The sequence below is a fragment of the Mycobacterium sp. genome (assembly GCF_035623875.1).
Taxonomy (GTDB): Bacteria; Actinomycetota; Actinomycetes; order Mycobacteriales; family Mycobacteriaceae; genus Mycobacterium.
Genome location: NZ_DASPSP010000113.1, coordinates 1 through 13,137 on the forward strand (window position 1 = coordinate 1; position 13,137 = coordinate 13,137).

Here is a 13,137-nt window from a genome sequence, read left to right on the forward strand (position 1 = left end):
CATCGACAACCACCGCTTGGTGGGAATCGTCAGCGAGGCCGATATCGCACGCCATCTTCCCGAACATGCGATCGCCCAGTTCGTGAAGGCCATCTGCTCGCAGACGGCCATCACCAGCCACTGAGTTATCCCGCCATACCCCCGTCAATTGCAGGCCGAAGTCTTGCAACTACCGGCCTGAAGGAGCCACCATGCGCGGTCTGTATTCGTCGTCAGCGTCCATTGTCGTCGGAATCGACGGCTCGCGCTCAGCAGTCCAAGCCGCGCTGTGGGCGATCGATGAGGCCGTGGACCGTGACGTTCCCTTGCAGCTGGTGCACGCAGTCGACGCCACCGAGCGCGATCACGACGACGAGACCGAAGTCGCCGTTGCCGAGCGTGCGATCAACAACGTGATCACCGAAATCGAGTCGACGGGCAAGCCGGTCAAGATAGAGACCGACATCGTGCACTCCCATCCGGCCGCGGCGCTGCTGGAGGCTTCGCAGTCAGCGGCGATGATCTGCGTCGGCTCGACCGGGGTCAAACACGCCACCCAGGGACGCACCGGCTCCACTGCTGCAGCGTTGGCCGCTGCTGCGCATTGTCCGGTCGCGGTCGCGCCAACGAGCACCGCACCGCGGCAGGCCGGTTTGATTCTCGCCGCCGTCGACGAGTCACCGACCAGCAGCGCAGTTTTGGAGTTGGCTGTCCAGGAAGCCCGGCTGCGCGGCGCGCCGTTGCGCGCTATCACCATGCGGCGCAGGCAAATCGGTGGCGGTTACGCTACCGGTCCAGCGACCGATCGAAGTCACCGTATCGAAGCACAAATCGATCACCGTCTCACCCATTGGCGCAGAAACTATCCGGATCTCGCCATCGAGTCGGTGCACGACCACTTCAGCCTGCTCAACTATCTGGAGCAGCTGCAAAGAACAGCCACGCCGGTCCAGCTGGTCGTGGTGGATCCGCTGCGGCCGGGGCCGATGGATGTTCTGCTGGGGCCCTCCGGTCGCACCACGCTGGACGCCGCCGGGTGCACGCTGCTGATTTGTGATCGACTGTGGCGGCTATGAATCGCGGCGATCGCGATCTGTTTACTGTTACTCCGGCATAGGCCCGGGAACTTGGGACTGCGGGCCCAGCGCGAACCGGCGATGTGACCTTAGACGTGATCTTGAGGACGTTCGACCCCTCGGCGCGCGGTTGCCTTGGTGCGATCGTGGCAGCGCGCATATAAGTCGGTGATTGATCGTGGACGGCAGTGGTTGGGATGGCCGGTGATTCTGATCTCGTGAAGGTACTGATGGGCGGTGACGTCATGCTCGGGCGTGGCGTCGACCAGATCCTGTCCCATCCAGGCGAACCGGAGCTACGCGAACCGTACGTACGTGATGCGCGGGAATACGTCCGCTTGGCCGAGCGCGTGAACGGGCTGATCGCACGCCCGGTGGATTGGCAGTGGCCATGGGGCGAGGTGCTGGAGATCCTCGATGAGGCCGCCGTGGATGTCCGTTTGATCAACCTCGAGACCGCGATCACCGCTGACGGCCAATTCGCCGACCCCAAGCCGGTGTGTTATCGCATGCACCCGGATAATCTTCCGGCACTGACGGCGTTTCGGCCCGACGTGTGTGCGTTGGCCAACAACCACATTCTCGATTTCGGCTACCAGGGGCTCACCGACACCGTCGAGGCTCTCACCCAACCGGGGATCCAAGGTCCCGGGGCCGGAGCCGACCTGTATACCGCCCGCCGTCCGGCGGCGGTGACGGTTCACGACGAACACCGGGTGCTAGTCGGCTCGGTGGCGATGACCTCGGCCGGCGTTCCCAAATCTTGGGCCGCGGACAGCGACCGGCCGGGGGTGTGGTTGATCCGCGACCTGTCCAGGCATGTCGCCGACGACGTGACAGCAGGGGTACTCGCGCACAAACGCAACGGCGACATCGCGATCGTCTCGCTGCATTGGGGATCCAACTGGGGCTATGTAATATCGCCAGACGAAATTGGTTTCGCGCACCGGTTGATCGATGGCGGAGTCGACGTTGTCCACGGACATTCCTCGCATCATCCCAGGCCGATCGAGATCTACCGCGGCAAACCGATCCTGTATGGCTGCGGGGACGTCATCGACGATTACGAAGGTATTGGCGGCCACGAGAAGTTCCGCGCCCAGCTCAGGCTGCTGTATCTGACGTCGACCGATCCGGCCAGCGGGGAACTCGTTTCGCTACAGATGATTCCGCTGCGCGTGCGGAGGATGCGACTTGAGCGTGCCTCGCAGGCCGACGCCGAATGGCTGCGCACGACCCTTGAGCGCACCAGCCGCGAGTTCGGGATTCACGTTGCCGCGGGGTCCAACGACCTGCTGGAGGTTGTTCTCATGCGCAGCGACAAACATCCCCGGGTGACTTCTGACAACGCGCGGTGATGATTTGGGCAACGAGCCCGCGCGGCCTCATGCTGCCGTGGACCGTTTGCTCGGCCCGCGGTGCGCACTCAGCGTTGTGGCGCGTGGGACGACCCAGCACATTGTTCGATTCCAGCTCGCGCTGGTCAGACGAACGCTCGCGTTCATCTGCGATCCGGGCAGGATTGACAAATCAATGCGCGTGAGTGGCGTCCTCGTGGGGTGACGCTAGCTGGTATACGTCGATCAGTCGGCTGAGATCGCTTGCGGTGACGATGCCGGCTAGGTGGCCCCCGTCGACGACAAGGGCGCGGTTACCGGCGGCTGATCCCAGACGTTCGAGTAGTGCGGTGAGCGGCTCATGCGGAGCCGCGGTGGGCACGCGTGGGAGGGGTATCGCGGCTTCACGGACCAAGGTGGCAGCCCGCTGGCTCGGTGGGACGCCGCGCAGTTGCGCCAAAGTGATTAGCCCGATGATCGATCCGTTGCGGTCGGCGACGGGATACGAAGAGTGGCGGTCGCCGAGTAGGTAACGCTGAATGAAATCCTCGATGGTGATGTCGGCGGGAGCCTTGTGGGGCTCGGCCGTCATGACGTCGGCGACGCGGACACCGGCGATGGCTTGTCGGGTTATTACCTGTGCCTCCTCCTCGCGGGAAGCGGCGAAGATGAACCATCCGATGAAAGCCAGCCACACGCCACCGACCATGCCCCCCGCCAGAAACTCCAGTAGTCCGAGGGCGATCAGGATGAACGCGAGTATGCGCCCGGCGCGCGCCGCGCCGATCGCAGCCCGCACGCTGTCGCCGTGGCGGCGCCACAGGTAAGCTTTCAGGACCCGCCCGCCATCCAACGGGGCGCCTGGTAACAGATTGAAAAGGCCTAGCAGCAGGTTGATGCCTGCGAGCCACCACGCGACGCCGAGCACAATATGTGCGACCCCAAGCACGCCGAGCCCGTAGGCCGCGGCCCCGAAGACCGCTGCGAGCGTCAGGCTCATCAGCGGACCCGACACCGCGATTCGAAATGCCTCCGTAGCTGTCTTCGCTTCGCCCCCAAGGCGGGTGACGCCGCCGAACAGCCACAGCGTCACGTTGATCACCTTGACGCCGGCGCGGCGCGCCAGGACCGCGTGCGTCAGCTCGTGAGCTAGCAACGACCCGAGCAATATCAGTGCACCACACGCCCCGGCAAGCCAGTAGGCCCCTTTCGCGTAGCCGGGCACAGCGCTAGGCAACGTCGAGGCCAGGCTCCAGGTGAACAACCAAAGGATGACCAGCACGCTCCAGTTGACACTGACCGGAAATCCGGCGATTCGTCCTATCGGGATGCCGCCCATGTTGAATGACCTCCAATGATATTGCTGGACAACCGATTACTGTTGGCGGGCGACTATCACCGGAATGCGGGCTGCATGTACCACCGCGGTACTCACCGAGCCGAGCAGCATCCCGCCGAACCCGCCCCGGCCGTGGCTGCCGACCACGACCAGTTGTGCAGATTCGGACTCGTCGAGCAGACGGCGGGCCGGGTGATCAAACACAACCCGACGGCAGACGGGGACGTCCGGGTAGTGCTCCTGAAAACCGGCTAGGCCCTCGGAGAGCGTCTTCTCGGCCGCGGGCCGCGACTCCATGAACGGCGCAAAGGACACGTCAGCGTCGCTGTAGGCGTGTAGGGCCACCAGTTCCACACCGCGAAAGGATGCCTCGTCGAAGGCGATCGCGGTGGCCAGCTGCGAGGCCGGGGAGCCATCGATGCCCACCAACACCGGCAACTGTGAGGGTTGCAGCAGGGTCGGCGTCTCGTCGTGGATCACCGCAACCGGGCAGTGGGCGTGGTGGACCAGGCCTGTACTGACCGAGCCGAGCAGGACCCGCTGCACCGCGTCCTGCCCGCGGCAGCCGACGACCATCATATGCGCCTCTTTGGACAGCTCGATAAGGGCCGGCACGGGCGCCGCAACCAACAGTCGAGTGTCGATTTCGGGTCGGTTGCCGTCGCCCACGCTGTCTTCGGCGGCCTTGATCGCGTCGACGACGATCTTGCGCGCATCCTCTTCGTGCCTTTGGTGAAGCCCAGCAGGGATCGGGACAGGAGGGTAGACGGCGAGCGGGCTTGAGACGTGCACGACGGTCAGCGGAAGGTTGCGCATTACCGACTCACGGGCGGCCCATCGCACGGCCAGCGTCGATGATGTGGAATCGTCGATGCCCACCACGATCCCCGCATATGCGCTGCGACTGGGCATTTGGCCGTCCTTCCTGTTTAGATGCGGGGCGCGGCAGGCCGCATTATCCGACACTAGACGGTCGGCGACGCCCCGGTCAGGAGGCGTTGGTCCCGGCAGGAGTGGTCCTAAGACCCTTCGGTGCGGCGACCTGGCGCGGCACAGTCGGGGTATGACGCAGTTCGAGGATCGTGACGATGCGCAACGTCGATTGACCCGTCGGCTAGCTTCGTTTTGCGGTGATATGAGGGTGTTCGATGATCGTGTCGATGCCGGGTGTCAGCTGGCTGAGCGCCTGGAATCGTTGCGCGGTCAAGACGTTGTTGTGTTGGGTTTGCCACGCGGCGGGGTGCCGGTGGCCTTCGAGGTCGCCAGGGCGCTGCGGGCGCCGCTGGATGTGCTTGTCGTGCGCAAGCTCGGAGTGCCGTTTCAGCCCGAGCTGGCCTTCGGCGCGATCGGTGAGCGTGGGGTCCGGGTTATCAATGAGTCGGTCGTGCGGCAAGCGGACCTATCCGAGGACGAGATGGTCGCCGTCGAGGCCAAGCAGCGGGCCGAGCTCGCACGTCGGGTAGAGCGTTTCCGCCGGGGGCGTGGCCCTATCTCGTTGGCAAAGCGCACCGTCGTAATCGTCGATGACGGCGTCGCGACCGGCGCGACCGCCAAGGCCGGCTGTCAGGTGGCCCGCGCGCTGGGCGCGACCCGGGTGGTATTGGCGGTTCCGATCTGCGCCGACGATACCGTCGCGCGGTTTAGCGGCTACGCCGACGAAGTGGTCTGCTTACACATACCTGAGTTCTATTTTGGCGTCGGTCAGGGCTACCGCAACTTCACGCAGACCTCTGACGATGAAGTGGTCGCGCTGCTTGACCGCGCCCGTGAGGGTTTTCGGGACGCAGTGGCCTCCGAGGCAACAGGCGACCCGCCTCTGCGCGATGAGGAAGTCCGGGTGGCCGCCGGTCCGGCGGTGGTGGCCGGCCATCTCATGATTCCGGAGCAACCGGTCGGAATCGTCGTTTTCGCGCACGGCAGCGGCAGCAGCCGCCACAGCCCACGCAACCGCTATGTCGCCGACGTGTTGAACCAAGCGGGCCTTGCCACACTGCTGTTCGACTTGCTCACCCCTGACGAGGAACGCGACCGCGCCAACGTCTTTGACATTGAGCTGCTGGCCCGGCGGCTAGTCGATGTCTCGGGCTGGCTGGCCAGCCAACCCGACACCGCGGCGCTGCCGGTGGGGTATTTCGGCGCCAGCACCGGGGCGGGCGCGGCGCTGGCGGCCGCCGCCGACCCCGGCGTGAAGGTGGCAGCGGTAGTGTCCCGCGGTGGCCGGCCCGATTTGGCTGGCGATTTGCTGACCAAGGTGCATGCGCCGACGCTGCTGATCGTGGGTGGACGCGATGATGTGGTGCTGGAACTGAATCGACGAGCCCGGGCGATGATGCCCGGCGAGAGCAAGGTCATCGTGGTCCCGGGCGCTACGCATCTCTTCGAGGAGCCAGGCACGCTCGAGCAAGTTGCGGCGCTGGCCCGCGATTGGTTCATCGATCATCTGAGCACTCCGGGCGCAGCTAAATCCGCGTGAAAGCAATGGCGCACAGCGCATCAGGGTATCGAAGTGTGCCGCATACCGCGGACTTTCGGATCGAGGCCTGGGCGCCCACACGTAACGGCTGCATTAGGCAGGCGGTACTCGGCACAGTCGCAAGCTTCCTGGATACCTCGTCGGCCCGGCCGAACCACACGCTCGTGCGCCGGCTGACCGCAGAGCGTGACGACGATCTGCTGGTTGCGGTGCTCGACGAGGTCATTTATTTGTTGGACACCGCTGGCGATGCGCCGGTCGATGTCGAGGTGAACGGCACCGACGAGAAAGCCGACGTCACCTTCGCGATGGCCGATGCGAGCAGGCTTCCACAGATCGGTGCTATCCCAAAGGCGGTGTCCCTTAATGAGCTTCGCCTAGCGCGGGGGCCGGCGAGCTGGCGGTGCTCGGTGACCCTGGACGTGTGATCGAGACGAGCCATGAAGATCGTCGAGGAAACGCCGTTTCGATTCCGGATCGAACGAGAGGGTGCCATGCGTGTTCCGGGGATCGTGTTCGCATCCCAATCGTTGCTGCCCGACGAACACGGCGATATGGCGCTGCAACAGGTCGCCAATGTGGCCACACTGCCCGGGATTGTGCGGGCGTCGTATGCGATGCCGGATGTGCACTGGGGATACGGATTTCCGATCGGCGGTGTGGCGGCCACCGATATCAACGCCGACGGGGTCGTCTCCCCCGGTGGGGTTGGTTTCGATATCTCCTGTGGGGTAAGGCTTTTGGTGAGCGACATGGACCGGGATCGGCTGCAACCAAAGATCCGCGCGGTGATGGATCGCCTCGACATTGCGATACCGCGCGGCGTGGGCACCAAGGGCGTTTGGCGGTTGCCCAACCGCGGTGTCCTGGAAAATGTGTTGTCCGGTGGTGCCCGGTTCGCGGTGGAACAGGGACACGGCGTAGCACGGGACCTCGAGCGATGCGAAGACGGTGGCGTGTTAGAGGGAGCCGACGCCGCGACGGTCAGCGACCGGGCGGTCGAACGAGGGCTTGGGCAGGTGGGCAGCCTGGGCTCGGGCAACCACTTCCTGGAAGTGCAGGCCGTGGACCGCGTCTACAACTGCGCCGCGGCCACGCAGATGGGGCTGTCGGAGGGCCAGGTCTGCGTGATGATCCACACCGGCTCGCGCGGCCTGGGCCACCAAATCTGCACCGATTACGTTCACCAAATGGGGCAGGCCATGAGCCGCTACGGAATTCAAGTGCCCGATCGTCAGTTGGCGTGCGTACCCGTCGGCTCCCCTGAAGGACGGGCATATTTGGCGGCCATGGCCGCGGCGGCCAATTACGGACGCGCCAATCGGCAACTGCTCACCGAGGCCACGCGTCAAGTGTTCGAGGAGCAGGCGGGAACATCGCTGGACCTGCTTTACGACGTGTCGCATAACGTCGCCAAGATCGAAGACCATCTTGTCGACGGCCAAACACGCACCCTGTGCGTGCACCGTAAAGGTGCGACCCGTTCACTACCCCCGCACCATCCTGGCGTGCCGGCCGAATTTGCGGCGGCTGGCCAGCCCGTGCTGATCCCGGGCACGATGGGCACCGCCTCGTATGTGCTTGCTGGTGTGCCCGATAACCCCGCGTTTTTTTCCACAGCTCATGGCGCCGGTCGCGTGCAAAGTCGCCATCAGGCTGCCCGACACACCAGCGCCGACGAGCTGAGCCGACGCCTCGAGAAAGCCGGCATCCTGGTTCGCGGCAAATCCCGAAGGGGACTCGCCGAGGAAAAACCCGAGGCCTACAAGGACATCGACGACGTCATCGAAACCAGCGACCGCGCCGGGCTGGCCCGTAAGGTGGCCCGCCTCATCCCCCTGGGGGTAGTGAAAGGCTGATGGAAAGGAATGCGGGATGACCGATCTGCGGATCATCTCCGGTAGCGCCAACCGAGGCTTGGCCAGTGCAGTCGCGAATTACTTGGGCGTCGAATCCGATGGCTGCACGTTGGAGCGATACCCCGACGGCGAACTGCGTCCCATCATCGAAAATATATGCGGCGCCGATATTTACGTGATCCAACCGACGGCGCCGCCAGTCAACGACCACCTCGTCGAATTGTTGCTGCTGCTGGACGCATGCCGGCGGGCCCGCGCCGCAAGGGTGACAGCGGTCATCCCGTATTTCGGCTATGCCCGCCAGGATCGACGCACCGCAGCCGGGCAGGCTCTCGGCGTGACAGTGGCCGCCGATGCGATCGCTGGCGCTGGGGCCAACCGGCTCGTCGTCGTCGACCCCCACACACCCACCCTGGAAGCACAGTGTCGAATCCCGGTGGAAACACTCAGCGCGGTTGACACGCTGTCGGGTGAGCTCGCCACCGACCTGCCGCGCGGGATGACGGTCGTCGCTCCGGATTTAGGCGCGGCAAAACTTGCCGACCGGTATGCGTCGGCGCTGCACGCGCCGGTTGTGTTAGTGCGCAAGCAACGCGAAAGTGGCTCAGCGGTCAGCGCATTGGACATCTCTGGCGACGTGAGCGGTCGCTCGGCGGTGATCGTCGATGACATGATCACCACCGGGGCCACCGTAGAAGCCGCGGTAGGACTGCTGCGCACGCACGGCGCCGCACCGGACATTGTCGTGGCCGCGACCCATGGGCTTCTGGTGCATGCCGCCGTCAGCCGCCTGCGTGACCTTGGTCTGCGCCGTGTGCTGGTCACCGACACGGTCGCGGTCAAGACCGCGGGCACCTTGATTCAGGTGTGCTCGATTGCGCCGACGCTCGCCGCCGCGATCGCCGGCTTGCACACCGACAAGCCACTGCAGCAACCACTCGCTCACACATGACGAAATCCTTACCGGATCAGGCCTATCCCGTGGATTTTGCACGCGTCTGGATTGCCCCCAATGGTGAGCATCAGCGTTCCCAGGTGTCTGCCGGACCGCGGTCCCGAAGACTTGGTGCGCTCCGGGACCGCGGGTATGTGTTTAGCTGGCGGCTTTCACCTCGATGTGCTTTTCAGCCGCGGCAGCCTGTTTCGGAACGGCCACGTCTACGGTCAGGATGCCGTTGTCGTAGGTGGCTTTAATGTCTTCCTCGTTGGCGCCCGCCGGCAGGGTGACCGAGCGGGTGAACGAGCCGTAGCAGAACTCGGAGCGGCCCTTGGCTTCCTTCTTTTCGCTGCGTTCGGCCTTGATCACCAGCTCGCCATCCTGCATGGTGAGGTCGACATCCTTAGCTGGATCGATGCCGGGCAGTTCGGCGCGCAGCAGGTAGTGGCCGTCTTGCATCTCATCCTCGAGTCGGATCAGGTGGGTGCCGACCGGCGGGCGCAAACCTGCCCATAAGGGAAAGTCGGTCCACATATCGGACCAGTCCGGCAGCCATGAATGAGGTTGTCGACGCTTAAAGAGATTGGTCATGGTCCCTCCTTCGGGTTGCTGTGAAATCTCCTATTGCGATCCTTGAGCAATGCCTGACCGCGCGGTAGGGACCGAAGTCCCATCCGCAAGGGGCTTTTCGTCGCCACGAGCGGTCACCGGTGTCGAGATGCCCGGAGTCGGAGGCCCGTCTAAGCGTGGTCGGAAGTCACGCAAATGAGGTCTTTCGCCTGCTGCCGATCGCGCATAGCAGGGTCGATCCTATATCTCATGCGTTCAAATGACGCGGCGGCCGAGGCGCTGCAGGAGATAGCCGATTTGATCGCCATCTCTGGTGGTGATCCATTCCGGGTGCGTTCCTATGAGAAGGCAGCCCGTTCGGTCGCCGGTTACGCCTACGACCTCGACACCCTCAACCGGCAGGGGTTAATGGCGATTCCGGCGGTCGGCGCGCACACCGCCGACAAGCTGCTCGAGTTCCGGCAAACCGGCCGCATCGCCGCCCTTGAGGACCTGCACGCCAAGCTGCCTGCAGGTCTGCGCACCCTGCTGGGAATTCCCGGACTGGGACCGAAGCGGGCCCATCAGGTCTATGTGGAACTGGGCATTTCGTCGATGCCGGAGCTACTCAACGCATTGCACGACCAACAGCTACGCAACTTGAAAGGCTGGGGAGAGACCAGCGAACGCAACCTGGCCCGCGCGATCCGCCAGATGCAAGAAGTCGGCGGGCGCATACCGCTGGCAACAGCTCTCGATATCGCCGAAGATCTTGTCGCGCGGCTCGGTGCGCTGCCGCAGGTGAGCAGAGTCGCCTATGCGGGGTCACTACGGCGAATGCGTGACACTGTCGGCGACATCGACCTTTTGGTGGCGGCAGACCAGGACTCGGCATTGGTAATGGACCACTTCTGCACCATGCCGCTAGTGGATGGCGTGCTGGCCCACGGACCCACCAAATCCTCCGTGGTGACAACGAAGGGCATCCAGGTGGACCTGCGGGTGGTGCCTGAGAAGGTCTGGGGTGCGGCACTGCAATACTTCACCGGGTCAAAGGCTCACAACATCCGCATCCGCAAGTTGGCTGTGCGGGCCGGCCTGAAGTTGTCCGAGTACGGGCTGTTCCGCGTCGATAACGGCCAGTTGTTGGCATCCACACAAGAATCGGATGTCTACGGCATGCTCGGGTTGCCGTTGATCCCGCCAGTGTTGCGCGAAGATCGTGGCGAGGTCGAAGCTGCGCTGGAGGGCCATCTTCCCGACCTGGTGGAGGTGACCGACATTGTGGGCGACCTCCATATGCACACCAATGTCACCGACGGTCTCGCCAGTCTGGATGAGATGGTCGCCGCCGCCTCCATGCACGGATATCGTTACTGCGCCATCACCGATCACGCCCCGCAGTTGGCGATGCAACGGATGACCCGCGACAAAGCGCTCCAACAACGCAGCGAGCTGTCCAGGCTGTCTCGCCGCTACGGTATCGAGTTGTTGCACGGCTCCGAACTCAACATCGCCGCGGACGGCTCCCTTGACTGGGACGACGACTTCCTGGCCGGTTTCGATGTCCTGGTTGCGTCTGTGCACTCCGACTTCGACCAGACCCGCGAGGAGATGACCCGCCGCCTGCTCACCGCCATCGAGCACCCCTGCGTCAACATCATCGGCCATCCGACCACCCGCGTTCTGGGTCGTCGTCCGCCGATCGATTTCGACGTCGATGCAGTGTTTGTAGCTGCCGCGCGCGCCCATACCGCCCTGGAAATCAACTCTTTTCCCGACCGGCTGGACCTCAGTGATGAACTCGTGCGTCGCGCCCGCCAACATGGTGTTGTCTTCGCGATCGACACCGACGCCCACGCCGTCCCGCATCTGGATTACATCCGCTACGGCATCGCTGTCGCCCAGCGTGGCTGGGTGTCAGCCGACGAGGTGATCAACACCTGGCCGCTGGACCGGCTCCGCGGCTTCCTCGCAACGGGACACAAAACGGGGAAAATTTGAGCGGGCTCGTTGCCTCAGTCGAGGGCGTGGATGAGCTGGCGCGCCACATGGTGGATCTGCGGGTATGCCTGCAGCTCGATGGGCGAGTCCTCGATGCGGGGGATCGCCATCGTGGTAGTAAGAAGGCCGGGTTCTTCGGGTTCCCACCGGGTGTGGAATTTATGTCCCAACGCGCGGGCGGCTACGTTGTCGGCCAGCAATAGGGCGTGAAACTGCTGGATTTCATCGACGCACGCGGCAACTGCGAGCGCACCAAGCAGCAACGTGCCGATGCCACGGCCCTGATAGGCGTCTGCGACGGTGAGCGCGATCTCGGCTGAGGCAGGGTTCTCTTTGTCGCGGATGAAGCGGGCATCACCGACGATGGGCCCGTCGACACCATCGGTCACCACCCAGACGAAGTGGTCGACGTAGTCGACCTCGAATAGGTAAGCGAGTTGCGCCTTGGTGGGGGCGCCGCCGGACAAGAAACGCCGGTACAGGGTTTCCCGCGAAAATGCCGCACTACCCTCAACGAAGCGCTCGGCATCGCCGGGCAGCACAGGGCGCAGAAACAGTTCGGTGCCGTCGTTGGCCGTTATCGGGATCGGGGTGATAAGTCCGGCCAATCGCTGCCGCGCGGTACGGACCATCCGCTCGGCAAGAATTGGTATGGCGAGCATGGATTCGAAAGCGTCGTGGTAGCCCAGATAGCCGCGTACGTGATCTTTCGCGGTCACGGTCGCCGTTCTGCGCGCACGTCGCAGCAAAGCAATTTCCCCGACGATCAGCCCCGCCGGCAGTTCCGCCACGAGAACCTCGCCGTCCAAGCCGACGTGCCTAACCTCAATTCGGCCCGACGCGATGACCGCAAACGACATCGCCTGTTCGCCCTGCCGCATCAACACCTCACCGGGGACTGCGTGCAGCGGCTGGAGCTTGGCCGCAAGTAACGCTAGGTCCGCAGCGGGGATATCGGCAAAGAATTCGAGCGAGCCCAATTCCTCGGCGCCTGCGATGTTTACGCCAGCCATGTCGACGCATTCAGCTGGCCACCGCGCTGTGGTGGCGCTGGTATTCGCGGGGTAGGGCGTGTGCGCCGACGAGTAGCCATCGACCTTGCAGTTCGATGAGCCGGAATCGCTACATCCAATGACGGTGCCTGCGCGTGCACCGTCGCGCTGATGGTGTACTGCTCGGCGACGAAAGATCCAGCTGGGAAGTTGCTGATCGTGCTCAAATCCGCTTCACTTCTCCTCGGCCGCATCGGGTGTCATCGCTATGGCCGCGCCACTTTATCCCTGTGTCGACATACCGCTGTGCGCGGCACGTCACGATCGGCGAGTGCAGTGTCCATCGGAACCGATAGCGCCTGCGGGTGCCTCGATTATTGTGACCGCGCCGTTTTCGAGCACGAACGCGTTGACGTGCTGCCGAGCCTGATCGACGGCCTGCAATTGACGAGGGTATGGCGGGATAACTCAGTGGCTGGTGATGGCCGTCTGCGAGCAGATGGCCTTCACGAACTGGGCGATCGCATGTTCGGGAAGATGGCGTGCGATATCGGCCTCGCTGACGATTCCCACCAAGCGGTGGTTGTCGATG

11 protein-coding genes and 2 pseudogenes are annotated in these 13,137 nt (G+C 64.0%); 8 read left to right on the top strand and 5 right to left on the bottom strand.

Annotated elements, in window-relative coordinates:
• From VEI45_RS09225 to VEI45_RS09235, 3 genes and pseudogenes are all read left to right on the top strand, one after another.
• Positions 1 to 124, top strand: a pseudogene (locus VEI45_RS09225) (CBS domain-containing protein); the annotation flags it as partial.
• A 67-nt stretch (positions 125 to 191) separates the two neighbouring features.
• Positions 192 to 1,055: a universal stress protein gene (locus VEI45_RS09230; RefSeq protein WP_324852367.1), complete on the top strand. Its 864-nt coding sequence runs from the start codon at positions 192 to 194 to the stop codon at positions 1,053 to 1,055.
• 197 nt (positions 1,056 to 1,252) lie between these two features.
• Entirely contained in the window at positions 1,253 to 2,413 is a 1,161-nt protein-coding gene (locus VEI45_RS09235; RefSeq protein ID WP_324852369.1) for a CapA family protein, read from the top strand.
• A 172-nt stretch (positions 2,414 to 2,585) separates the two neighbouring features.
• Here the strand turns inward: VEI45_RS09235 and VEI45_RS09240 are convergent, their stop codons facing one another.
• Positions 2,586 to 3,731, bottom strand: a complete 1,146-nt coding sequence (locus tag VEI45_RS09240) for a site-2 protease family protein (RefSeq protein ID WP_324852371.1) — start codon at positions 3,729 to 3,731, stop codon at positions 2,586 to 2,588.
• Positions 3,732 to 3,767: 36 nt separating this feature from the next.
• Entirely contained in the window at positions 3,768 to 4,643 is an 876-nt protein-coding gene (locus tag VEI45_RS09245) for a universal stress protein (protein WP_324852373.1), read from the bottom strand.
• 223 nt (positions 4,644 to 4,866) lie between these two features.
• Here VEI45_RS09245 and VEI45_RS09250 point away from each other — a divergent pair, with 223 nt between their 5' ends.
• From VEI45_RS09250 to VEI45_RS09265, 4 genes are read left to right on the top strand one after another with little or no spacing between them, the layout of a single operon-like run.
• Positions 4,867 to 6,204: a phosphoribosyltransferase family protein gene (locus VEI45_RS09250; RefSeq protein WP_324852385.1), complete on the top strand. Its 1,338-nt coding sequence runs from the start codon at positions 4,867 to 4,869 to the stop codon at positions 6,202 to 6,204.
• 5 nt (positions 6,205 to 6,209) lie between these two features.
• Positions 6,210 to 6,632 carry an archease gene (locus VEI45_RS09255; RefSeq protein ID WP_324852387.1) on the top strand — a complete coding sequence of 141 codons (423 nt, stop codon included), beginning with the start codon at positions 6,210 to 6,212 and terminating at the stop codon, positions 6,630 to 6,632.
• Between the two features lie 12 nt (positions 6,633 to 6,644).
• Positions 6,645 to 8,063 (top strand): RtcB family protein, encoded by a 1,419-nt coding sequence (locus VEI45_RS09260; RefSeq protein ID WP_324852375.1) that lies wholly within the window; start codon positions 6,645 to 6,647, stop codon positions 8,061 to 8,063.
• 16 nt (positions 8,064 to 8,079) lie between these two features.
• A complete protein-coding gene (locus tag VEI45_RS09265; protein WP_324852377.1) occupies positions 8,080 to 9,015 on the top strand; it encodes a ribose-phosphate diphosphokinase in 936 nt (311 codons plus the stop codon).
• Between the two features lie 141 nt (positions 9,016 to 9,156).
• Here the strand turns inward: VEI45_RS09265 and VEI45_RS09270 are convergent, their stop codons facing one another.
• Positions 9,157 to 9,591, bottom strand: a complete 435-nt coding sequence (locus tag VEI45_RS09270) for an Hsp20/alpha crystallin family protein (protein ID WP_324852379.1) — start codon at positions 9,589 to 9,591, stop codon at positions 9,157 to 9,159.
• Between the two features lie 228 nt (positions 9,592 to 9,819).
• Between VEI45_RS09270 and polX the strand changes: the two genes are divergently transcribed.
• Positions 9,820 to 11,553 carry a DNA polymerase/3'-5' exonuclease PolX gene (gene polX, locus VEI45_RS09275; protein WP_324852381.1) on the top strand — a complete coding sequence of 578 codons (1,734 nt, stop codon included), beginning with the start codon at positions 9,820 to 9,822 and terminating at the stop codon, positions 11,551 to 11,553.
• Between the two features lie 14 nt (positions 11,554 to 11,567).
• Here polX and VEI45_RS09280 read toward each other — a convergent pair whose 3' ends face one another.
• Together VEI45_RS09280 and VEI45_RS09285 are read right to left on the bottom strand one after the other, a co-directional pair.
• A complete protein-coding gene (locus VEI45_RS09280) occupies positions 11,568 to 12,566 on the bottom strand; it encodes a GNAT family N-acetyltransferase (protein ID WP_324852383.1) in 999 nt (332 codons plus the stop codon).
• A gap of 447 nt (positions 12,567 to 13,013) precedes the next feature.
• Positions 13,014 to 13,137: pseudogene (locus tag VEI45_RS09285) on the bottom strand (CBS domain-containing protein); the annotation flags it as partial.